Source organism: Streptomyces sp. TP-A0356 (assembly GCF_001417775.1).
Classification (GTDB): Bacteria; Actinomycetota; Actinomycetes; order Streptomycetales; family Streptomycetaceae; genus Streptomyces.
The window spans coordinates 1-20,994 of record NZ_BBZJ01000041.1 but is presented as its reverse complement, the minus strand read 5'-3'; the positions used below and the strand labels follow the sequence as shown (position 1 = coordinate 20,994).

Annotated in this window: 21 protein-coding genes and 3 pseudogenes; 10 read left to right on the top strand and 14 right to left on the bottom strand. The window is 69.6% G+C overall.

Features of this window, described 5'->3' with window-relative positions:
* Nucleotides 1-37: 37 nt before the first annotated feature.
* Complete coding sequence (locus ASC56_RS35355) at nucleotides 38-490, top strand: hypothetical protein (protein WP_234377224.1); 453 nt, start codon at nucleotides 38-40, stop codon at nucleotides 488-490.
* Between the two features lie 119 nt (nucleotides 491-609).
* Here ASC56_RS35355 and ASC56_RS35350 read toward each other — a convergent pair whose 3' ends face one another.
* The 4 genes from ASC56_RS35350 to ASC56_RS35335 all read right to left on the bottom strand — a co-directional run bounded on the left by ASC56_RS35350 (nucleotide 610) and on the right by ASC56_RS35335 (nucleotide 3,153).
* A complete protein-coding gene (locus ASC56_RS35350) occupies nucleotides 610-1,116 on the bottom strand; it encodes a hypothetical protein (RefSeq protein ID WP_371330474.1) in 507 nt (168 codons plus the stop codon).
* Nucleotides 1,117-1,369: 253 nt separating this feature from the next.
* A complete protein-coding gene (locus tag ASC56_RS42580; protein WP_159039803.1) occupies nucleotides 1,370-1,513 on the bottom strand; it encodes an ATP-dependent DNA ligase in 144 nt (47 codons plus the stop codon).
* Nucleotides 1,504-2,070 carry a hypothetical protein gene (locus tag ASC56_RS42575; RefSeq protein ID WP_371330483.1) on the bottom strand — a complete coding sequence of 189 codons (567 nt, stop codon included), beginning with the start codon at nucleotides 2,068-2,070 and terminating at the stop codon, nucleotides 1,504-1,506. Before ASC56_RS42575 ends, ASC56_RS42580 begins: the two co-directional genes overlap by 10 nt.
* Nucleotides 2,071-2,223: 153 nt before the next feature.
* Nucleotides 2,224-3,153: an ADP-ribosylglycohydrolase family protein gene (locus ASC56_RS35335; RefSeq protein ID WP_055495705.1), complete on the bottom strand. Its 930-nt coding sequence runs from the start codon at nucleotides 3,151-3,153 to the stop codon at nucleotides 2,224-2,226.
* 400 nt (nucleotides 3,154-3,553) lie between these two features.
* Here ASC56_RS35335 and ASC56_RS43380 point away from each other — a divergent pair.
* Nucleotides 3,554-3,730 (top strand): annotated as a pseudogene (locus ASC56_RS43380) (integrase); the annotation flags it as partial.
* A 41-nt stretch (nucleotides 3,731-3,771) separates the two neighbouring features.
* Here the strand turns inward: ASC56_RS43380 and ASC56_RS42570 are convergent.
* From ASC56_RS42570 to ASC56_RS35320, 3 genes are all read right to left on the bottom strand, one after another.
* Nucleotides 3,772-4,065, bottom strand: a complete 294-nt coding sequence (locus ASC56_RS42570) for a hypothetical protein (RefSeq protein WP_234377223.1) — start codon at nucleotides 4,063-4,065, stop codon at nucleotides 3,772-3,774.
* A gap of 313 nt (nucleotides 4,066-4,378) precedes the next feature.
* Nucleotides 4,379-5,137, bottom strand: coding sequence for a response regulator transcription factor (locus ASC56_RS35325; RefSeq protein ID WP_055495728.1), 759 nt, complete (start codon nucleotides 5,135-5,137; stop codon nucleotides 4,379-4,381).
* Between the two features lie 41 nt (nucleotides 5,138-5,178).
* On the bottom strand, nucleotides 5,179-6,060 hold the full coding sequence (locus tag ASC56_RS35320) for a sensor histidine kinase (RefSeq protein WP_079102937.1): 882 nt from the start codon (nucleotides 6,058-6,060) through the stop codon (nucleotides 5,179-5,181).
* A 129-nt stretch (nucleotides 6,061-6,189) separates the two neighbouring features.
* On the opposite strand from ASC56_RS35320, the gene ASC56_RS35315 reads away from it, so the two are divergent.
* Nucleotides 6,190-6,933, top strand: coding sequence for an ABC transporter ATP-binding protein (locus tag ASC56_RS35315; protein WP_079102936.1), 744 nt, complete (start codon nucleotides 6,190-6,192; stop codon nucleotides 6,931-6,933).
* A complete protein-coding gene (locus ASC56_RS35310; RefSeq protein ID WP_055495703.1) occupies nucleotides 6,930-9,275 on the top strand; it encodes an FtsX-like permease family protein in 2,346 nt (781 codons plus the stop codon). Before ASC56_RS35315 ends, ASC56_RS35310 begins: the two co-directional genes overlap by 4 nt.
* Before the next feature lie 692 nt (nucleotides 9,276-9,967).
* Here ASC56_RS35310 and ASC56_RS35305 read toward each other — a convergent pair.
* Nucleotides 9,968-10,798: an SDR family NAD(P)-dependent oxidoreductase gene (locus ASC56_RS35305; protein WP_055495702.1), complete on the bottom strand. Its 831-nt coding sequence runs from the start codon at nucleotides 10,796-10,798 to the stop codon at nucleotides 9,968-9,970.
* Between the two features lie 180 nt (nucleotides 10,799-10,978).
* Nucleotides 10,979-11,137 (bottom strand): hypothetical protein, encoded by a 159-nt coding sequence (locus ASC56_RS40930; protein ID WP_159039800.1) that lies wholly within the window; start codon nucleotides 11,135-11,137, stop codon nucleotides 10,979-10,981.
* Nucleotides 11,138-11,186: 49 nt separating this feature from the next.
* On the opposite strand from ASC56_RS40930, the gene ASC56_RS40925 reads away from it, so the two are divergent.
* The 4 genes from ASC56_RS40925 (at nucleotide 11,187) to ASC56_RS42560 (ending at nucleotide 14,381) form a co-directional block, all read left to right on the top strand.
* Nucleotides 11,187-11,531: a hypothetical protein gene (locus tag ASC56_RS40925; RefSeq protein WP_159039799.1), complete on the top strand. Its 345-nt coding sequence runs from the start codon at nucleotides 11,187-11,189 to the stop codon at nucleotides 11,529-11,531.
* A 756-nt stretch (nucleotides 11,532-12,287) separates the two neighbouring features.
* Complete coding sequence (locus tag ASC56_RS40920) at nucleotides 12,288-12,461, top strand: hypothetical protein (RefSeq protein ID WP_159039798.1); 174 nt, start codon at nucleotides 12,288-12,290, stop codon at nucleotides 12,459-12,461.
* 47 nt (nucleotides 12,462-12,508) lie between these two features.
* Nucleotides 12,509-13,309, top strand: coding sequence for a hypothetical protein (locus ASC56_RS42565; RefSeq protein WP_055495699.1), 801 nt, complete (start codon nucleotides 12,509-12,511; stop codon nucleotides 13,307-13,309).
* 772 nt (nucleotides 13,310-14,081) lie between these two features.
* Entirely contained in the window at nucleotides 14,082-14,381 is a 300-nt protein-coding gene (locus ASC56_RS42560) for a hypothetical protein (RefSeq protein WP_234377222.1), read from the top strand.
* 15 nt (nucleotides 14,382-14,396) lie between these two features.
* Here ASC56_RS42560 and ASC56_RS35280 read toward each other — a convergent pair whose 3' ends face one another.
* On the bottom strand, nucleotides 14,397-15,053 hold the full coding sequence (locus ASC56_RS35280; RefSeq protein ID WP_055495698.1) for a hypothetical protein: 657 nt from the start codon (nucleotides 15,051-15,053) through the stop codon (nucleotides 14,397-14,399).
* Entirely contained in the window at nucleotides 15,050-15,247 is a 198-nt protein-coding gene (locus tag ASC56_RS35275; protein WP_055495697.1) for a hypothetical protein, read from the bottom strand. Before ASC56_RS35275 ends, ASC56_RS35280 begins: the two co-directional genes overlap by 4 nt.
* A gap of 74 nt (nucleotides 15,248-15,321) precedes the next feature.
* Here ASC56_RS35275 and ASC56_RS43375 point away from each other — a divergent pair.
* Nucleotides 15,322-17,970 (top strand): annotated as a pseudogene (locus ASC56_RS43375) (CHAT domain-containing protein); the annotation flags it as partial.
* 692 nt (nucleotides 17,971-18,662) lie between these two features.
* Here ASC56_RS43375 and ASC56_RS43370 read toward each other — a convergent pair.
* On the bottom strand, nucleotides 18,663-18,731 hold the full coding sequence (locus ASC56_RS43370) for a hypothetical protein (protein ID WP_371330482.1): 69 nt from the start codon (nucleotides 18,729-18,731) through the stop codon (nucleotides 18,663-18,665).
* On the opposite strand from ASC56_RS43370, the gene ASC56_RS43365 reads away from it, so the two are divergent.
* Nucleotides 18,730-19,509: a tetratricopeptide repeat protein gene (locus ASC56_RS43365; RefSeq protein ID WP_371330480.1), complete on the top strand. Its 780-nt coding sequence runs from the start codon at nucleotides 18,730-18,732 to the stop codon at nucleotides 19,507-19,509. The genes ASC56_RS43370 and ASC56_RS43365 overlap by 2 nt on opposite strands.
* A 193-nt stretch (nucleotides 19,510-19,702) precedes the next feature.
* Here ASC56_RS43365 and ASC56_RS35265 read toward each other — a convergent pair.
* Nucleotides 19,703-20,653 (bottom strand): annotated as a pseudogene (locus tag ASC56_RS35265) (helicase associated domain-containing protein); the annotation flags it as partial.
* Nucleotides 20,654-20,698: 45 nt separating this feature from the next.
* Nucleotides 20,699-20,994: hypothetical protein (locus ASC56_RS42555; RefSeq protein ID WP_234377221.1), on the bottom strand; the 296-nt coding region annotated here is incomplete at its 5' end.

The following is a 20,994-nucleotide window of genomic DNA, read 5'->3' as shown; positions in this document are numbered from 1 at the left end:
CGGCGTGTACCGGGGTTCGCATCCGACGCCGACCGGTATGTCGACGCCGAGTACACCAGCGGACTTCCCCTGCCGCGGCGAGAGCCCCAAGCCGGCGGCGCCCACGGCCGCCGCTACCTCCGGCTCAACCGTGCCGCCGAGCGACCACTACGCCGAAAACCACGGCTTCAGAGTTCCCATCCCGCTGCACGGTCAGAGCCGCTGCGACGGACTCACCGCCGTCGGACGTGTCAAGAGTGCGCTTGAACCGCTGCGCCAGCGCGGCGACTTTGCCCCGGACAGCGTCCGCAGCGCGCTCACTGGCCTCGGCTACTCCGCCGGGAAGGTGCAGGCGTACCAGGACGGGTCCGCCGGGGTCGGCTTCCTGATCGACATCGGCGCCTCCCCCTGGTGTGTGGAGGGCACGATGAGCCGTGACGTCACCAAGGCGGATGCCTTCGGCGGCTACCCCGACGGCACTGGCTGCGAGCCCCCGAGCGGCGGCCACTGACCACAGCTCTCTGCCAGTGGCAAACCATCGACGTTCGCTGTCGCAGGTCACCCGCAGTGACTCTGAGTGTTTGTCATGCTGCCCTGTTGCGCGGGTGTCGCGCTGCCGGAGCTCTCGAGCTACTGGATGCTCCAGCGGTGCGGATGGTCGGGGTCGGTGGGGCAGGCGGAGACGTTGAGTTCGCCGAACCGGCCCACGGTGGGGTCGGTGGGGGTGGCGCACCGGTGGGTGGGCAGGTCTCGGTCCTCCGGTGGCTTCCAGCTGTCGCTGCCGCCGTCCCACTCGGAGCTGTCGATGGTCAGCAGGAGGCGCATCGGTGTCCTGCTGGTCTGACAGTCCATGCGGCAGGGGTCAGTGGTGTGCCAGGAGGCGAAGCCGCCGACGCGCCGGCCGGGCGGGATGGACAGGTCGTACTGGTAGCCGATCGGCTCGGCGGCGTTCTCGTCCGTCGATTGCCCGGCGTCCTCCTCCTGGGCTTCGTCCCAGGCATCGGTCCGGGCGCGCAGGTTCTCGGGCAGGAGGCCGGCGAACGGGTAGGTGACCACCTGCTGTGGGTGCAGGACGCAATGCTCGGGAATGAATCCGTCCGATCCGACGACCAGAGGCTGCGGCTGCGGTGTCAGCACCTCGCCGACCTCCGACGACTGCCTCCAGCACGCTGCGTCTGCTGGAAGGCCGGTTCCAGGTCATCGTCATGGAACACGCCGATCTGGACCACCCGGACTTCAGCCCATATGTAACCCAGCGTTGGCGCTATGACACCGATCAAGCACTCGTACCGGCCGGCTGGATCGAGGAAGAGGCTGGCTGAAGGCCTGGTCTTCAACCTGAGCGTGTCGTGCTGCGCCGACTGCGGCGTAGAGTGCCGTTCGGCGTGGCTCACTCGCCGAACAGCGGTACCTGCGCTACGTCGACGTCCGTGCGGATGCGGTGCGGACGGGCCGGGTGGCGCCACCGCCCGGCGCTGTCCCGGGCGACGTCGATGGCCACCTCCATCACCACCTCGGGCTGGATTAGGTGCACATCGAGCGTGGGTTGTGTTCCCCAGCCTGCCGAGAACGTCCATCCCTCCCACGGTGCGCGCCTGTCGGTGGGGCCAGCAGGTCGGCCAGGGCGCGGCTGGCGGCCTGTGACAGCATGGTGCTGCGGCCGGTGTACTGCAGGCGGCGGTGCCGTGCGGCGTCGTAGCGGCCCGGCAGCACCGTCCGCGGCGCTGCGAGGGAGCCGGTGACCGCGCCGACGAGCGCCTCGGTCGTCTCGCGCACCTTGTACTTCCGCCACGACCGCTGCGGTCGGTGCGGCTCATCAATCCGTTTGAAGCACAGCCCTTCCACCCCCGCCGCCGTCCACTCCAGCCACCCTTTCGCCACCTTCGGGTCGGTGGTTGACGGGCACAGTGTCAGGGGCGCCTGCAGGCCGTGGTCGGCGAACAGCGCCTCAAGCGCCGTGCGCCGCCGCCCGTACGGCCAGCCGGTCAGGCCTGCGCCCGCGTGGACCAGGTCGAAGACCACGTAGTGTGCCGGCCACTCGCCCGCCGCCCGGGCCGCCCCGGCGCCGCGCCGCTGAAGCCGGTTCTGCAGCCGCTCGAAGGCGAGCCGGCCCGCGGCGTCCCATACGACCAGCTCGCCGTTTATGTGAGCTACCGAATGTGTCTCACCGACAGCCCGTCACCCGTCGGCCGGTCACCGGACGTTGGAATTCGTGAAGGGTGCCATCGCGCAGCAGGAGCCGATTCAGCCTTGGAGATGGCGTGCAAGTTGGAGCAGATCTGCCAGGTGCAGCACCCGTCCGTCGAATCCTGGGAGGGGAACATGGAGCGGCTGGGTCCAGCGGGCGGGGATTGCATCCATCCCGTAGTACGCCCCCGCGAGGCCTCCGGTCACCGCGGCGACCGTGTCCGTGTCACCGCCGAGGTCGATCGCCGCGCGTATCGCGTCTTCGAAGCTGGTGGTGGTACGCAGGGCCCAGACAGCGGAGCCCAGGCAGGGCCAGACGGCACCGTTGAACTCGGTCGCCTGATCGGGATGCCAGCCGGGCGCGAGGACGGTGACGTAACGGCCGCGGTGGTCGGGGTGGACATGAGCCAGGATGTCCGGGAGCGCGGTGAGGGGTTCGGTGTCCTCAAACGTGACGCGGATGAGTTCGTGAAAGATCGCGGTGCCTTCCCAGGCCGCGCGGTCACCGTGGGTGAGGGCAGCGATCCGGCGGGCCGCGTCCATCGTGGCTTCCTGGCCGGCGGCAGCGAAGTGGACCGCGGAGGTCGATGCCCGCATCAAGGCGCCGTTTCCTGCTGCTCGCTGGTTGACCTGGAAATGGATCGCGGCGGCGAGGTCCCAGGGCATGCCGTTGGTCAGGACGTCTTCGGTCTGCAAGCCGATGTCCTTCGGTTGTGATGCTGCCCACCGCTGGAAGCGGGCGAAGATGTCCGGCAGATCCAGTCCGCCCCGCTCCAGCAGCGACTCCGCGACCAGGACGGCCATCTGTGTGTCGTCAGTGGCCTCGCCGGGGTCCCAGCCGCCGCCTCCGCACATCTCGTCACCGGCACCGGGCGCGGGAAACCGTGCGGAGAATGCTCCCTGGGGGCCGAACTCGAAAGGACCGCCCAGGGCGTCACCCACCGCTGAGCCGACGACCGCGCCAGTGGCCCGCTGAATCCGCTCCATCCGCGCAGGTTATCTGTGCCGCGCCGACGGCCGCGCGGCCCTATTTCCTTCTTCGGCTCCCCGACCCATCGGCGACGAACGTGTGTCGTCTACGGAGGTGCGCCACCTGAGACACTGTGGGGCTGAGACACCCGTACAGGTCACATGACGCCGTCCAGGCCGGTGTCCGCCGGCAGTTGCGCGAGGGCCGCCGCCCGGTCATGTCGACCACCGGATGGCGGGTGCACTTCACTTGCCGAGACCAGGCGCGGCCGTGTGAAGCGACCTCGTTCATGAGGGAGTTCAGTGCCCTGTTCATAGGTCTCGGTCAGCAACTGGACGACTTGGGTGTGCCCGAGGGCCAACCGTTCCTGATCAGTCCGGCGGGCGGGTACGACGTGGCATTGAACCGCTACATTCGGTGTGGCTGGTGTCCTCTCCCTGGAACACGCAGGCGGCGCACGCCCGGGACCTGCGGACCTACTTAGACTTCTTGTGGTTCTCGCGGGGAGAGCGCGACTGGCGGTACGCGACAGTGGACGATCGGGCGGCGTACGAGTGGTGGCGCCGTCGCGACGAGCATGGGCCTCGGCTGGAAGACACGAGCTGGGACCGGGAGGTCTCCACGGTCAACCAGTTCTACTTGTGGGCGATCGGGCAGGACCTCGTACGGGCGAACCCGATCCGCCAGCGCGCTGCTGCCGTCTGGTCGCCATGGGGACGTGCGGCGGGCAGGGATGTAGTGCGCCAGGTGCCGGCCGAGAGGTCGCACACGGGCCCGCGGCGGGAGGTGAAGTGGCTACCGCCGCGGTCGTACCAGCTGTGGCGCAGCGTGGGGCTGTATGGCTTCAATGCGAAGGAGATGCCGAGACGCGCGTTCCGGGGCAGGTGGGCGGCGCGGAACGCGGCGTACACCACAGCCCTGAACTGCACCTATTCGGTCCGCTCAGCGCACGGGGGCGGCCGCACCAGGTAGATGTGCCCTGACTCCTCCGATCGAGCCGATGTCCGTCGAAGCTCGGCGACAGGTACCCCCGGGTGAGGCACTGCCGCGGGAATGGATCGCGCAGCAGAAGGCGGACGGCTTCCGCATCATCCTCTTCGCGCGCTTCGGACTCGTCATGGTCCCGTCCCGCCAGGGCGCGGACCTGGCCGGCGTTCTTTCTCGACTCTGTTCTGTTGCTGGAGCAGATTGGTGTGAGAAGAGGATTGGCGGGCGTCGATGCTGCCTACTGGGGAAGGGGTGTCATTCGGCGGTGGAGCTGCCGGGGGTGACCAGGCCCGTCTCGTAGGCGAGGATGACGGCTTGGGCGCGGTCGCGGAGGGCAAGCTTGGCGAAGATCCGGGCGACGTGGGTCTTCACGGTGGCCTCGCTGAGGGTGAGGGTGTCGGCGAGTTCGGTGTTCGACAGGCCCCGGCCCATGAGCACCAGCACCTCGCGTTCGCGGGGTGTTAGCGCAGCGAGGTCGCGGTGCAGCGGGGGTGTGCGGTCCACGGTCGCCGCAGTGGCGGGGCGGTGAGCCGCCTCGGCTCGGCCGGCCTCGTGGGTGGTCGCGTAGCGTTCGACCAGACGGCGGGTGATCGAGGGGGCGAGCAGCGCGTCGCCCGTGTTGACCAGCCGCACCGCCGCGGCGAGATGGGCGGCGGTGACGTCCTTGAGTAGGAAGCCGCTCGCCCCGGCGGCGAGCGCCGCGTAGACGTAGCGGTCGAGGTCGAACGTGGTGAGCATGAGGACCCGGCAGTGCGGGAGTAGCCGCAGGACGCGCTTGGCGGCTTCCAGGCCGTCCAGTTTGGGCATGCGGATGTCCATCAGGAGGACGTCCGGGCGTAGACGTTCGGCCTCTGCGATGGCTTCTACGCCATCTGCGGCCTCGCCGATGACCTCGATGCCGCGCGAGGTGAGGATGAGGCGGAAGCCGGTTCGGATGAGTTCCTCGTCGTCGGCGATGAGGACGCGCGGGGCGACGGTTTCCCTGCTCGGGCTCGGCTCCTGGGCGTTCGGGATCCGGTTCGGGGCCTGGTGGATGCGGTCGGCGGGGGGCTGGGTCACGGGCGCTCCAGGGGGATGCGGGCGCGGACACGGTAGCCGCCACCGACGCGGCGTCTAGCGTCGAAGTGGCCTCCGTAGAGGGCGACGCGCTCGCGCAGACCGATCAGGCCGTGTCCCGCTCCGTCGTTCCGGCGCTGGTGGCCACCGGATCGGGCTCCCGTGCTCGCGGGGCCTGCGAACAGCACGCTCGGCCCGCTGTTGAGCACCTCGACCCGCAGACAGTGGTCCGCATAGCGCACCGTCACGGTCGCCGTGCCGCCGTCGCCGTACTTGAGTGCGTTGGTCAGCGCCTCCTGCACGATCCGGTAGGCGGTGACGTCGATGCCGGGCGGCAACGGGCGCGGTTGCCCGGAGATGCCCACCTCGACCGGGAGGCCGGCGAAGGCGATCCGGTCGACCAGGGTGCCCAGTTGACTCAGGCTCGGCTGGGGTGCGAGTCCGGAGAGGTCTCCTTCGCCCTCGCGCTCAATCCGGTCGTCGTCGCCGTCCGGCGACGGCGCCAGCAGGCCCAGCAGGTGGCGCAGTTCGGTCATCGCGTCGCGTCCGGCACCCTCCACGGCCTGCAGCGCGGTCTCCGCCGCGTCCGGCAGGGCGGTGAGCACCTCGCGGGCTGCGGTCGCCTGTACGACCATCAGGCTGACCTTGTGGCTGACGATGTCGTGCAACTCCCGTGCGATGCGAGCACGTTCGGCTGCCACCGCCGTGCGGGCGGCAGCCTCCCGCTCGCGCTCCAGCAGCCAGCGGCGGTCCTCCAGGACCTTGCGGTAGCGGCGGCGGGCGCGCGCCAGCAGCAGGGCGGTGCCCCCGGTCACCGCCAGGCTCACGGTCGTGAGGGCGATGAGCAGCCAGCCCGTCTCCGATCTCCACACGTCGTCCATCGTGCCAGCCGGCCGACGAGCGGGCGTCCCTCTGCGGGTCCACCCCGTACATCGCCAGGATGACCGCCGCCGCGGGATACCTCCGGGGGCTGACGCTCGGGGCTGCCCATGCCGCCTACCGTCCCTGTCATGACCACCGAAGACATCAGCGGCACGACTGCGGAGGCCGGCCCGGCCGCCGTGCACGAGCAGGACATCGTCCGGGTGAGCGGCCTGCGCAAGGAGTACGGCGACACCGTCGCCCTGAACGGGGTGTCGCTGAAGATCGGCGCCGGGGAGGCGGTCGCGGTGATGGGACCGTCCGGCTGCGGCAAGTCCACACTGCTCAACATGATCGCCGGCCTTGACCGGCCGAGCGCCGGCCGGGTGCACGTGCACGGCGAGGACCTGGGCGCGATGAACGAGACCGGGCTGGCGCTCTTCCGGCGCCGCCGGATCGGCATGATCTTCCAGTTCTTCAACCTCATCGACGACCTGCCCACGATCGACAACGTCGCCCTGGCCGCACAGCTCACCGGAACGCCCACCCGTCAGGCCCGGCGCCGGGCGCTGGAACTGCTGGACGAACTCGGCATCGCCGACCGCAGGAACGTCTACCCCGCCGCGCTCAGTGGCGGCGAGCGGCAGCGCGCGGCGGTGGCCCGCGCGCTGATGAACCGGCCCGCGCTGCTGCTGGCGGACGAGCCGACCGGCGCGCTGGATAGCCACGCGGGCGAACAGGTGATGGATCTTCTCATCGACCTCAACGAACTGGGCCAGACTTTGCTGTTGGTAACGCACGACCAGACACTGGCCACCCGCTGTGCCGGCCGCCTGGTGATGATGGCGGACGGCCAGATCACCGGCGAGCGGGCCTTGGAGCGGTCGGCGTGAGCGCGGTGTGGAGGGCCTCCCGCGCGGCCGTGCGTCGGCGCCGGTTGCAGACTTCCGTGATCGCGGCAGTGGTCCTCGTTTCCAGTACGGCCCTGGTGGTCGCCCTCGGCCTGCTCGACGTCGCGTCGGGCCCCTTCGACCGGCTATTCGGTCAGGTGCACGGCGCGCACGTCGTCGCCACCTTCGACGCGGCGAAGGTCTCCGGCACGGAACTGGAGCGGACTGCGGAACGTCCGGGCGTGCGGGCCTCGGCCGGGCCGTTTTCGCAAGCCGTGATCGACATGCCGGAAAGCGCGGCGTCCCAGATGCCCGGAATGGCGCCCGGCCCCCTGACAGTCGTCGGGCGGGCGGACCCCGGTGGCGACGTCGACCGACTGGACCTGTTCGCCGGGCACTGGGCCACCGGTCCGGGCCAGATCGTGCTGGCGTTGCCGGACGCGCCCGGGATGGGCCACGGGCCGCATTCGCCGATCGGCAAGAGGATCCAACTGCCCGGGCAGCGGCCCCTGACCGTGGTGGGCCTCGCCTCCAGCGTGAGCGGCACCGCGCAGGCATGGGTCTCCCCGCAGCAGATCCCGGCCCTGCACCCCACGACGTACCAGATGCTCTACCGGTTCGACCGGGCCGCGACAGCCCGTCAGATCAGTGCGGACACCTCGGCGGTCAGCGCCGGCCTGCCGTCCGGATCGCTGGTCGCGCATCAGTCGTACCTGACCTTGAAGGCGCAGGTCGCGGCCAACCCCAACGGCTACGTGCCGTTCCTCATGGCCTTCGGGATCCTCGGCCTGCTGGTGGCCGTCCTGATCGTGGGCAACGTGGTGAGCGGCGCCGTCGTCTCCGGTTTCAGACACATCGGTGTGCTCAAGTCCCTGGGCTTCACGCCCCGACAGGTCGTCGCCGTCTACCTGGTGATGGTCTGCGTCCCCGCCACGGCGGGCTCGCTGGCCGGCACGGCCCTGGGCGGGGTGGTCGCGCCGCCGCTGCTGCACCAGGTCTTCCAGGGCGCGAACCTCGGCACCGCGACCGTGCACCCGACGATCAGCTCCTGGGCGTACGCGACCGCCGCACTCGGCATGCCCCTGACGGTACTGCTGGCCGCGCTGATCCCGGCCCTGCGCGCCCACCGGCTCTCCGCGGCACGCGCCATCAGCGCGGGCAGCGCACCGCACGCCGGACGGGGACCGGCGGTGCAGCGGTGGTTGAGCGGGGTGCGGCTGCCACGCTCGATGACTCTGGGCCTGGGCCTGCCCTTCGCCCGGCCCGGACGGGCGCTGCTCACCATCGCCTCGGTCCTGCTCGGCGTGGCCACGGTGACCTTCGCCACCGGCCTGTCGGCCACCATGGTCTCCTACGGCCACGCGGAACAGGACTACGGCAAGGCACAGTCGACCGTCTGGCGAGGACAGACCAAGTTCGATCAGACCGCCCCGCGTCACAACGACGCCGCAACGCAGAAACTCCTGGGCTCTCTGCCGGATGTCGCCGACGTGGCCGCAGTGGGCTTCATCAACGTACGGATCCTCGGCCGGAGCGAAGGAGTGGCGATCGAGGGCGTGCGCGGGGGACGGTCGACGCTCCCGGACAGCCTGGCGCGGGGCCGCTGGATGAGCAGACCCGGCGAAGTGGTGGCCTCCGGCAGATTCCTCGCCAAACAGGGGCTACGGCTCGGCGACTCTTTCACCCTGACCGCGGCGGACGGCCACCAGGAGCGCGTGACCCTGGTCGGGGAGATCCTGGCCGGCCCGGAGGACTGGATGCGCGCGGACTGGTCGACGGTGACCGCTCTGGCACCCGACGCGCAGGCCAACCAGTACTGGGTGCACCTCACCCGCGATGCCGACTTCAACACCTACACGAAGGCCGTACAAGCCGCCGACCCGGGGCTCTACCCTTCCAAAAACACAATGCTGAACGCGGACGCCGTGACCGTCATCAGCTCCGCCTCCGCACTGACCCTGATGCTGACGCTGGTCGCAGCGATGGGCGTGTTCAACACCGTCGTACTCAACGCACGGGAACGCCAGCGCGACCTCGGGATGCTCAAGTCCATCGGCATGACGCCACGCCAGGTCACGGTGATGATGGTGGTGTCCATGGCCGGACTCGGGCTCGTCGGCGGGATCCTGGGCCTGCCGCTCGGAGTCGCCGCGTACCACGTGGTGATCCCGATCACCGAGCACGCGGCCCAACTCACCTTCCCTTCCCGGATGCTGGACGTGTGGCACCCAGGGTTGATGACGTTGCTGGTGCTGGCCGGGGTGGCGATCGCCGCACTGGGTGCGCTGCTGCCGGCGCGTGCGGCGGCCCGGCAGACCATCGCCCGCGTCCTGCACACCGAGTGACGGCCGGCGGTCGTCCCTGCTGCTGCGGCGTCGACGCGTCAGAGACCCCAGCCTCACTGTGTCGCAAGCCAAGACCGCGTCGGCGTGCGCGTGCCAGAGCTGAACGCATGTATCGGATCGGGTCCCTCATGTTGAGGGGCCCGACCCCGTTTTCGTCGCGGACAACGGACAATCTCAAACCCTGTCCATAACTTGGGCTCCGCGGCCCATCCGGCGGGCAGGGCAGGGCTTTCCACGGCCGCGGTCAGTATCGGCTCGGGCAAGGACCACGTCATGCCGTGATGCCTTCCACGCATGCGCCGGGCAGGTTCCGGATGGTCGGCAGCTATGCCGCCTCGCTGACGGCGTTGTCGAACTTCAGCGGCTTCGCCACGATCCCCTCAACGCCCGTTCCCTCGAGCGCCTCGTGCAGTCGCAGTGCTGGGCGATCGTAATTACGTGAGTACTCGCGGCAAGTACTCCGTCAGTCTGCCCCTGGGGCTGCAAAACCGACCCCCAGACGGCGTGTTCCAAAGACACAGGCCCGTACAGCGCTTCGCGGGTTCGTCGTACCGGGCCGGGTGGCAGCGCCTCACCTTCCGTGTCAGCTTCCTGGGCGCGGCCGGCGGGGGAGGCTCCTGGATCTGGGTGCACCAGGACACCGCCCAGGCCCTGTGGGAGGCCGACGCGCTTCCATACCAAGACCCGGACCCTCAGCGCAGCTCGTCGGAGCGCCCGTCGCGGCGTGGCGCGAGCTGAAAGTCGAAGGCGAGCGTTCCGGGATCAAGGGCGGTCGCCCCACCGTCGACCGTGAGCACCGCACCATTGACATAGGAAGCCGCCGGAGACAGCAGCCAGCTGATCGCCTCCGCGATCTCACGCGGCTCGCCTGGCCGGCCCATGGGCAGCGGCATGGTCGCCTCCGCATAGGCGGCCTCGAGGCCACCTCGCATACTCATCTCCTCGGCGAAGCGGGCCATGCGCCTGTCGGCCATCTCACTGCGCACCCAGCTCGGGCACACAATGTTGGCGCGAAGCCCTCGACGCCCATAATCGACAGCGACGGAACGGCATAGCTGGAGCAGAGCTGCCTTGGACGTGGCGTACGGGGCGTTGCTCGTTCCGTTCCGCAGCGCCGACACCGAAGCGACCGCCACCACCGCCCCCCTGGTCTCCAGCAAGTGCGGGATGGCTGCGCGCAGAAGCAGCAGCGGACCGGTGAGATTGGTGCGCATCACCTCGTCCCAGTCCTCCAGCGACATGTCCCCCACACTCCCGCCGCGCCCGATGCCCGCGTTGAGTACCAGCCCGTCGAGACGTCCGTACGCGGCCAGGGTTGCCCGGACGAGGCCGCTGGCCGCATCCGGGTCAGCGACATCGGACGGATACGCCAGTGCCCCGGTCTCCTGTTCGACGCGCCGCAAAGGCTCGGCCCGTCGGCCGGACACGACCACATGGTGGCCTTGTCCGCACATCAGCCGAGCGGTGGCCTCCCCGATGCCCGTACCTCCGCCGGTCACGATGACAACGTGCTTATCCGGCACTGCTCTCCTGCTCCGTCCTTGCGATGCGACGCGTCAGATACGGCGTCCGTAGGGAAAACCTATTACCGGCTCACAGGGGTCACGGCGGCTGGAGGACAGTTCCGGCCACTGAAGCTGCTGAACTTGATTGGGTGATGTCGGGTTCGGCTGGTGTGCGACAGCCCGGGGCGTCCTGCCTTATCAGCGACGAGTCGGTTGCAGGCGCTCGATGCGGTCAAGGGCGCCGGCGAGAAGGCTCCGGTGGCTGATGGTGAAGTCTCCGTTGAGCAGGGTCTGCCCTTTGCCGTGATACCGGCCCACGACGGCGGTGGGAAGGAAGGCGCGCAGGCTGTGGCGCATGTTCCTGGGGTAGTCGACGGGTTCGCCCCAGTCGGCAGGGGCTTGGTCGGTGGAGAGCAGGACCCAGTGGTCCACAGGCACGGCGGCGTCGAGGTCCGGTGCCGCTCCGGACAAGGAGGGCACGCTCCATGCCCTCCAGACGGGCGCGATCGGCGCGGCCTCCGTCGCGGCCGTCGGCGGCCTGGCGTACGGGATCCTCACCCGCAAGCGCCGCGAGCTGATGCGCGAGTGGGTGATGCCGCTGCACCGGGCGCTCGCCGTGCCGCTGGGCATCGCGGAGCTGCGATGTCTTGGTTTTGTGTCGGTGGTGGTGAGAGTCGGTGGTGGTGTTCTGGGGTGGGGTGTTCCGGGGCTGGTCAGCGGCTGTTTATGGGTGGGTGGGTCGCTGTCATGAGGTGAGAGATTGATGGGTGGGATCGTTGTCGTGGGGCTTTGTCGCATGGAAGCTGATGTTGTCTCAGGTTCGGGAGAGCTTATGCGCTGAGGTTGGCCCGGCCGGTGTGATCGTGGGGTGGATCAAGAGGTAAAGGGCCGGCCGGGGTGCTGTGCTGCCCTGGGGGTTGGTGGTGCGTCGTTTGCTGGAGCGGCAGCAGGCGGGGGAGTTGTCGACGCGGCATGTGCGTGCGGTCGCTGAGACGGTGGGTGTCTCCGAGCGCACGGTGTGGCGCTGGCTGGAGCAGGCCAAGACGGCCGGGCGGATGGAGGTCGGGGCCCGGCAGGGGTATGCGGTGTCGGTCGAGGTGTGGGCGCTGCTGGGCGAGGTCGGAGGGAATGTCGCTGAGCTGAGACGCTGGCTGGCCGCGGCTGGCGGGGCGTCGGTGCCGTCGGCGTTGACGTTGCACCGGGTGATTCGCAGGGGCCGTCGGGCGGGGCGGGCTTTGCTGACCGGGCGGGAGCCCGGGGTGGCCGGGTCGCGCCGGCCGGATCCCCTCGGCGAGCTGGGCCTGAACGTGGTGGCCGAGAAAGGTGTCGGTGGGCAGGTGTTTCTGGGGGAGCAGAAGCATCTGGCGCAGGTCCCGGTCCTGGTGCCGGGTGCCCAGGTGGTGCACACACCTGCCGTTCGGTCGGTGCTGCGGACGGTCGCGCGCGCGGCCGCGGTGGGGGCGGTGGTGTGTTTGTACGCGACGCCGGCCAGGGCAGGACCGTCGCGTTGCAGTACGTCTTGTCCCAGCTGCCGCACCCGGCCAGGGTCCGTCGGGTGCATGTCGGTGTGCACCCGACGGTGCCCGAACTGCGCCGGGCGCTTGCGGACGCCCTGGAGCTGGGCAGGCGTCTGCCGCGTGGGGCGGGGGAGGCCGACGTGATGCTGGTGAACGCGCTGTGACAGCCTCGCGTGCTGGTCTGGAGGAGGCTCAGCGCCTTCCGGGGCCGGTGCTGGAGTTCCTGTGCGGGTTGTGGGACCACCCGGACACGGACACGGCACTCGTGCTGGCGGGCGCGGGCTGCGAACGGGCGCTGCGCCGGGTGCCTGCGCTGGCCTCTCGCGTGCTGACCTGGGAGTTGGTGCCGCGTCTTCGCCCGGGCGAGGTGGCCACCGTGATGGCTGCCTTCCACCCGCTGTGGGAGGACGTGACCGAGGCTGATGTCGCGTGGGTGGACGAGCATGTGGGGCACGGCAATTTCCGGACCTGGGCGGAGCTGACCTCGCACCTGACCCGCGGAGACCTATGGCAAGAGCCGTGCGGTGGTGGACCGCCGGTTGCTGGGGCGGGCCTGCGCACGACTCATGGGGCCAACGTGACCGGCGCCTCCAGGCCGGGAGAGGCTGGCGGCCACGAGGACGGTCCGCACGCGCGGGGAGGTCTGCCTTCTTCCTCCCTGTCGGCGCTGCGCGGCCCTGCCGTGCGCCGGCTGCTCGCCCTGCGAGAGGACCAGAAACTGACCACCCGGCATGTACGGCTGATGGCGGGGTGGTTGGAAGTGACCGAGCGCACGGTGTGGCGGTGGCTTGCCGCTGCCGAGCGTGACGAGTCCGCGGCGGCGGAGCCCGGGGTGCGGGCCCAGAGCAAAGACCGCTTCTCCGTCACCCCGGAGGTGCGCCGGCTGCTGGCCTTGTGGAAGGGCAATGTCGCGGCGGTGCATCGTGAGCTGACGGCTCGCGCGGCTCGGGGCGAGGGAAGGCGCCGCCTCCGTCGATTCCGACGCTGCATCGGGCGATCCGTCGTGATCTGACGCCGGGGGAGCGGGCTGGGCTTGCGGGTGGGGAGCGGGCGGCGCGCAGGCATGATGTTTCCTTGCCCGGCCGCGGGGCTGGCGCAGTCAGGTGTGGGAGACCGGCCACATGCAAGCGCCGGTGCTGGTCGATGCCACGGCAGGGCCCGCAGGCCGTGGATCACGTGGTTCACCGACTGTGCGACGAACGCGATCACCGGCGTGGCGGTCACGCCGGGGATTCCTTCGCGGGAGTCGGTGCTGGCCGCGCTGCGCTCCGCGGTCCTGCGTGAGGACCCTTACGGTCCGTTCGGCGGTCTGCCGGAGAAGGTACGGGTGGACCGCGGCAAGGACTTCCTGTCCCGGACGGTGACTGCCGCGTTCGATCTCCTGGATGTGACGGTGGAGGACCTGCCCGCCTATACCCCTCACCTCAAGGGCACTGTGGAGGGCCTCAATCGGGCGGTGGAGGGCATGTTCCTGGCCGCGCTGCCCGGCTATGCCCGCCAGCCGCGCCCCGGCAGACGGGCTTCCCGCCCGGGGGACGAGGTGCTGCTCGGCTTCGAGGACTTCACCGCCCGGCTGCTGGATTGGACTTCGTGGTGGAACACCGAGCACCGCCCCGCGCCCTTGCGGGGCAAGACTCCGCTTGAGGCGTGGCAGGACGATCCCACCCCGCTGCGGGACGTGCCCGCGGCGGATCTGTGGACGTTCACCCTGGAGGACGCAGGCACCCGCACGCTGACCACCCGCGGCATCCGCTTCAGGAAATGCGACTACGTAGGGGCCGTGGATGACCGACCAGGCCGGGGTCCAGGTCCGCATCCGCTTCATGCCCCACCACGACCACCGCGTCGAGGTCTACCACGCCACCACCGGCCGTTACCTGGGTTCCGCGGACCTGGCCGACCAGGCCACCGAGGAACAGGTCAGCGCCGTGCGGCGGGAACGGGCGGCCCGCGCCGGCCGAGCTGGGGCAATTCGGCGCCGGCGGCCGGGCGATGTACGCCCCGCGCCCCGGCGACCCACGCCGCTTCGACTGGAACGGGGACATCCCGTGACGGCTGCCAACCGGTGCCCCTCACCCGCCTGAACCCGGACCACCACGTCAGTGCCGTACGGCTGTCGCGCTGAGGAACGTGACGGCCCCCGCGATGACGAGCACGCCCCCCAGGAAGGTGTGACGACGGGCCCTGTGCAGGGTCTCCCGTACCTGCCACGCGTGGGCCGTGGCGAGCACCCAGCGCAGGTAGGGGTCGGTCTTGACGACGTTGCGATGGGCCGTCGACAGGCTGCGTCGAAGGGCGTCGCGGTCTCCGGGCTCGGCCGACCGGAGCAGGGCGGCGATGTTGGCCGCGATCTGGCGGTGCCGCAGCAGGTCGTCGAGGCTGGTGGCCACCGAACCGAAGTAGTACCAGGGCGCGGCATCGAACTGCTCGCGCAGACCGCGCAGTGCCGGGCTGTCCAGTTGGGCCGGGGTCATCACGGCCGGTACGAGGACATCACTGGTCCGCCACAGCGCCCAGGCGACGCCGGAGAGGGCCAGCAGCAGTCCGGCGCCTGCCCAAAGGCCGTGCTCCCAGTCCGCGATCCTGCCGACGGCCAGGAGGGGACCGCCGCCCAGCAACAGCGCGCCCACCGCCCCGGTCGAGGCGATGATCCACCGCGCCGTTGCCCGGCTTCCGTCGACCGAGGCCAGGGGCGAGGGCAGGGCGTCCAGTGTCGCAGGGTCCGGCTGCGACGCGGTCGGCTGTTCGTCGCTCACTGCCCGTCCTCGCGGAACACGATCCCCAACGGGCCGGGGTCCTCCTCGGGCAGGTCGGTGTAGGGCACCCAGCGTTCCCCGTCGTAAAACTCGATGTCACCGGATTCGTTGAGGCGGACCACGTTCGTCTCCGTCGCGGCCTGCGGCGGCTGCACGCCGCCCGCCTCCCCGGTTCCCCCCGCTTCCCCGGACATGTTCCTTCCCTGCCCCTCTCACCCGTGCCCTGGCCCGGCGCAGCCACCATCATGTCAGTGAAGGGGGCGAAACGATGCAGTTGGTGATCGGGCACTCACAGGTCGCGGGACTGTTCCGGGGGCAGCAGGTCACCCAGATCGCTGGAACGGTGGATCAGCGAACGGCCGACGCGGTCTGGCGCCTGCGCAGGAAGCCGACGCCGGAACTGCTGCGTGAAGTGGGCACGGCACTGGGACGCTGTTTCCTGACCGGTCCCGTGGGCGAGGCTTTGGCCGAGGAACTGGTCGGACCCGGCCGTCACCGTCTCGGTATCCGTGTGGCTGACGCGGAGTTGGCCGAACTCCCGTGGGAGACCCTCGTCGTCCCCGGGCAGCAGACCCCGTTGGTCCTGGACGAACGGGTCGACGTGTACCGATCCGCACCTGGCACCAGGGCCGGTGCGTCCTTGCGTGGCGGCCCGCCCCGTATCCTGGCGGTCTTCGCCAGCCCCGACGACAGTAGCGGTCAACTGCTCGACTACGAAAGAGAGCTCGGGCGGATCCTGGACGCGGTCGAGCCCAGCCACCACCACGGTGGGCGGGTGCGCCTCCTGGAATGGGGCGGTGTCGCGGCGATGAGGACGGCACTCGCCGAAGAACCGGTGGACATCCTCCACGTCTCCTGCCATGCCCGCCCCGGTGCCCTGCTGCTGGAAACCGAGGACGGAGCGGAAGATCCCGTCAGCGGCGTCCGCCTTCTCGCCGAGGTGCTGCCACCCGGTCACATCGTTCCCCTGATCGTGCTGGCGGGCTGCTCGACCGCCCGCGATGACCACGGCGAGCAGGCAGGCACGGCCAGAAGCCTGCTGGAGCACGGAGCCCCTGCGGTACTGGCGATGAACGGGCCGGTCAGCGACGAGTACGCCACCGAACTGTGCACACGCCTGTACGAAGGTCTTGCCCGTCGCCCGGAAGCGGATCTGCTCACCGTGTTCTGTGAGGCGAGGCGCGACATCGAACGCGTGCCACGGCTCCTGCCGGAGTGGGCGACCCCCGTACTCCTCCTCGCGGATCCGGAGTTCCGGCTCGCGGCCCCGGACGACGAAGCACCCCGGCGACCTGTGGCTTCGACGGTCGCTTCCCCGGACTCGACGACCACGTCCGTCTCGGTGTCCGCATCGGGTGCCGTGGCCTCGAGCATGTCCGTGACCGTCCAGGACGCTGTCGCGCGGCGGCCCGGGGATTTCGTCGGCCGCAGGCCCGTGCTCCGCCAACTGTCAAGGACCGTGCCCCGGATCATGCTGCACGGCATCGGTGGGGTCGGGAAGACCAGCCTGGCCACCGAACTGGCCCGGCGCTTCGAGGCCGCCGGCGGCCTGGTGGTGGCGATCAGCGGCGAGACGGGCGTCGACGCGATCCTCGACCGCCTGCGTCGGCGACTGGCGCTGTGCTGCGGCTGCGAGGAGTCGCCCGGCACACACCCGCTGCGGCAGGCCGTCATGACGCTGGCCGAGCCCACTCTGCACTGGGTGGAAAGGCTGGAGGCCCTCCGGGACTCCGGTGCACGCCCCCTCCTCCTTGTCGTCGACAACGCCGAGGACAACCTGGACGCGCAGCACCTCCCCGCCGACCGCGAACTCGCGGAGTTCCTCGCGGCCTGGGCGAGGGACCACGCTCTGATCGTCACCAGCAGGCACCCCTTCGACGTTCTCGGTGTGGACGCCCACCATCTCGGTCCGCTCTCCTGGCAGGAGACGCGGAAGCTGATATGGCGGCTGCCCGGGGTGGACGTGCTCACGTCTCAGCAGAAGCGGGAGGTGTGGAACCGGCTCGGCGGTCATCCGCGTTCCCTGGAGTACCTCGACGCCCTGCTGCGTGACGGTCACGGACGGTTCGACGACGTGACCGCTCGGCTGCGTGCCGCCACCGCCGGCAGACGGCCCCCCGGCGACAGCCTCGGCGAACTGCTGGCCGAGACAGGGGCACTGATCGCCGAGGACGTACTGCTTCCGCAGTTGATCGAGCGAGTGGACGCCGTTCCTGTGGGAAAGGACCTGTTGCTCGGTGCGTCGGTGTACCGGTTGCCCGTGGACACCGACGGGCTCGCCTCGGTCCTGGCCGCCGCGCCCGGGGCCGAGGAATATCCGCCCGTCCCGGAAGGCATGGCAGGCGCGCTCGCCGCCCTGCTGCGCCTCGGGCTCGTAGCGCCTGACGGCCCGGGATACTCGGTGCACCGCTGGACCGCCGGGACACTGGCCGCACTGGCCGGCCAGGAGCGGTTACGCACGCTGCACGAGAGAGCCGCGGAATACTGGGCCCGTCGCAGTCGTGCCGTATCGGAGCCGACGGAGTACATCCAGCAGGTGATCGAGGCCCGGTACCACTGGCTGGCGGCGGGTGACGTGGAGGGTGCCATCGAGTGCACCAGGCGCGTCTGTCACGAACTCAACGCCGCTGGCCAGTGGTCCTGGCAGGAGCAGCTCATCCGCCAGTCGCTGGCGCTGGCCCCCCAGGGCTCCAAGACCCGGGCCACCATCGTCGGAGATCTCGCCGACGTGAGGCTGAGCCGGGGGGACACTGCCCAGGCGCAGACGCTGTACCGTACGGCTCTCGCCGCCTTCCGCGCTCTCGGCGCGGACCACGATGTCGCGGTGGTGCTCCATCAGCTCGGCCTGATCGCCGACAACCGGGACGATCTACAGGAAGCCGAACGGCTGTACCGGGAGTCACTTTCCATCAAGGAACGTCTCGGCGACCGGCATTCGATGTCCCTCACGATGCACCAGCTTGCCGGGATCGCCATGCGTAGGGGGGATCACGCTCTGGCCGAGCGGCAGTACCTTGAGGTTCTGGCCGTCTCCGAGGAAACGGACGACCTGGAGGGCATCGCCGCAAGCCATCACCAGATCGCCTCGCTCGCTTTCCTCTCCCAGGACTACGCGAAGGCGGAACAGTGTGTCCTCAATGCGTTGTCGGGATTCACCAGGCTGAACGACCGAGTCAGGACAGGGCAAGGCAGGCTGCTGCTCTCCAGAATCGCGGCCGCGCTCTTCGACTACGAGTCGGCCGACCTCCACCTCAGGGCCGCACTGGAAATATTCGAGGACATCGGAAGCACCCGCGACATCGCCGAATGCCACCTCGAACTCGGCGGCACCGCGCGGGAACGGTGCGACCTCACCTGGGCAGAGACCTGTTTCACCCGCGCCCGGGCCATGTACACGGTTCTGGGCGAGCAACAATTCCTGGCAAGTGCGAACCGCCAACTGGGCGCCGTCCGTACAGTTCTCGGCCGCGCCGCTGACGGAATTACCTGCACCGCGGACGCGTGGCTGCACTGGATGGAACACCCCTTCAGGGACCGCAAGGACATCGACTGGTTGGCCATCCAGTACCTCGAACTGGGAGAAGAGGACTTCAACGCTGCCCTCGTGGGTCATCTGCCCCCGGAGGAAGCCGCGTTGGCCCTCGACCGTGCCACCTCGTATCTCGCGTTCCGTCGCATGCACTCCCACCCCAGCCCGCTCGGCAGCACCTACGTGCTCCTTGCCATCGACCTGCAGAAAGCGGGCCACTACGGCACTGCCCGGATGTGTCTCGAGAGGGCACTGCCGATCTGCGAAGCGGCGGGCGATGTGCGGGCTGTCGCCATGTGCCATGAGGACCTGGGCAGCATCGCTTTCATGACCAAGCACTTCGACGAAGCCGAGACCCGGTACCGGATGGCACTGGGCCTCTACGAGCAGACGCACCGCGAGACAGAAGCCGCCATCGTCCACCACCAACTGGGATGCATGTACGAAAAACGCGGTGACTATGAGCGGGCCGAGTCAAGCCTGCGTTCGTCCATCGCCATCAAGACACGTCTGGGAAACCAGGCAGGAATCTGCAACAGTACCTTCCACCTGGGAAAGATCGCCCAGCGCCAAGGCGACTACGATCTCGCGGAGCAATGTTATCGCCGCTGCCTTTCCATGGACAAGGAACTCGGAGACCAGCAGGGGATCGCCCTCGACTACGCCGAACTCGGGAACCTGCGGGCGGAGCAGGGAATCCATGATGAGGCCGTCTACGCCATGGCGTACGCGCTGCGCATCAACGAGCAGATCGGATCGAAGAACGCAACCCGCAACATCAACGCCCTGCGTGCTCAGCGCGCGAAACTCGGCGATTCCGCCTTCACCCGCATTCTGAAGGCCTACCTCGGCGAGAACCAGGCCGTGCACATCCTGAAGGTCACCGCACTGCTGCCTGACGCCGAAGGGGATTCCGGGCCCTCCTGAGCATGTTCACCGGCCGGTGGGCGATGGCCGTCGCGCCACGGGCACCACGGCTGTCGTCACTGGCCCACCCTTGCGTCGACGCACCCACCCGGCCGGGCGATCCGCCACCGACCCGGGACCTGGGGCGCCGCCGCATACGGCCGCGGGCCGCACAGGCTCCCTGTGCGGCCCGCGGTTCGCGGACGGGGCCGATTTATGCCCATCGCATGCCGATACGGGAGAGCTGCGCGATCCGCTCGGGCGTCAGTGTCGCGGCCCTGCTCCGCTGGTTGCTGATCCAGGCGCCCAGCCTCAGCTCCCGCTTCTCCTGGTTCTCGCCGTCGACCCGTTCGATGTGCTTTCTGGGTACCCGCAGGTGCCCCTCGCGTTCGTAGTACTGTTTGGCGGCGGCGTAGTTCATGGCCCATTTGTCGGCCTGCGTGCGGCGCGGTCGGGGCTTCTCGTCCTGTGCTGCGGGCTCGATCCGGAGGATGTTTTCGCACATCCACTGCTGCACGCCTGTGAGCTTGTCCCAGCCCAGCCGGACCGAGCGCACCCAGCGCCCCAGGTCCTCGCCCTGGTGCATGACGGTGCCCGGCTCCATGGGCAGGGTGCCGCCGGCCTCCAGGTGCAGCCGCACGAGGTGGAAGGCGCGCTGCCACTCCACCGGCCAGGCCGGGCACCACGAGGGGTCGATGTCCTCGAGCTGCTCGCGCCGCTCCTGTGACAGCGCGCCGGCCGCCGACTCCACTGGCAGTCCCTCGGCGCGCCGCTGCTCGATCTCGGCGGCCTTCCGGGCGGCGGCCCGCGCGTTCTTCAGCCAGATGCCCACCCGGTACCCCTGGTAGGTGGCGTCCAGCGGCGCCAGCAGATGCCCGTTCTCCTCGGCCCACCCGCGCGCGGCGGCCAGGCCCTCTTCCCACGCGACGTCGAAGTGCGACCAGACCATGCCCAGCTTCTCCAGCTGCTGGACGCGGTTCTTATCCATGTCCCCACGGGCGTAGACGCGGCGGGCGTCGGCGATCCATTGCCCAAGTGGGAAGGCGGCGAGCGCGGCCGGCCACCCCTCGACCTTGGCCTCCTGGTCGTCGCGGCCGGGCACGCGGTACGTGAACGGGACCTTGAGGTCGCCGTGGAGCCGGTTGTAGATGACGGCGGCTGTCGTGGTTCGTTCTTTTTGATCGGTATCCGGGGCGTTGAGCTGGGCTGATCAGTTGGCTGGTTGGGTTGGGCGGTGGGGTGTGTGCTGGCGAGGTGCTTGGCGTTGCTTGCGGGCTGCGACTGGGCGGGCTTGTGAACTGCGGGTTTTCTGCTTTGAGTTGGTCTTGTTGGTGTTGGTCAGTTCTGTTGGCTGGTTGGTCAGTTTCGTTGGGTGGTTGTTGTAGCGGTATAGGGGTGTGGGGCTGTGGATGCCGAGGGTGCCCAGCAGGTGTTGTTGGTGGGGGTGGAGCTGGGTCCAGGTGCGTTGTTGGGTGCGGATCCATTTGGTGGTCTGGTTGGGGAAGG

What these genes read in the sequence shown, in the direction of transcription:
- ASC56_RS35355 (WP_234377224.1), top strand. Translation starts at nt 38, where the DNA reads ATGTCGACGCCGAGTACACCAGCGGACTTCCCCTGCCGCGGCGAGAGC.
- ASC56_RS35335 (WP_055495705.1), bottom strand. Translation starts at nt 3,153, where the DNA reads ATGGAGCGGATTCAGCGGGCCACTGGCGCGGTCGTCGGCTCAGCGGTG.
- ASC56_RS35320 (WP_079102937.1), bottom strand. Translation starts at nt 6,060, where the DNA reads ATGGACGACGTGTGGAGATCGGAGACGGGCTGGCTGCTCATCGCCCTC.
- ASC56_RS35315 (WP_079102936.1), top strand. Translation starts at nt 6,190, where the DNA reads ATGACCACCGAAGACATCAGCGGCACGACTGCGGAGGCCGGCCCGGCC.
- ASC56_RS40930 (WP_159039800.1), bottom strand. Translation starts at nt 11,137, where the DNA reads ATGCGCCACAGCCTGCGCGCCTTCCTTCCCACCGCCGTCGTGGGCCGG.
- ASC56_RS42560 (WP_234377222.1), top strand. Translation starts at nt 14,082, where the DNA reads ATGACCGACCAGGCCGGGGTCCAGGTCCGCATCCGCTTCATGCCCCAC.
- ASC56_RS35275 (WP_055495697.1), bottom strand. Translation starts at nt 15,247, where the DNA reads ATGTCCGGGGAAGCGGGGGGAACCGGGGAGGCGGGCGGCGTGCAGCCG.
- ASC56_RS43365 (WP_371330480.1), top strand. Translation starts at nt 18,730, where the DNA reads ATGCACTCCCACCCCAGCCCGCTCGGCAGCACCTACGTGCTCCTTGCC.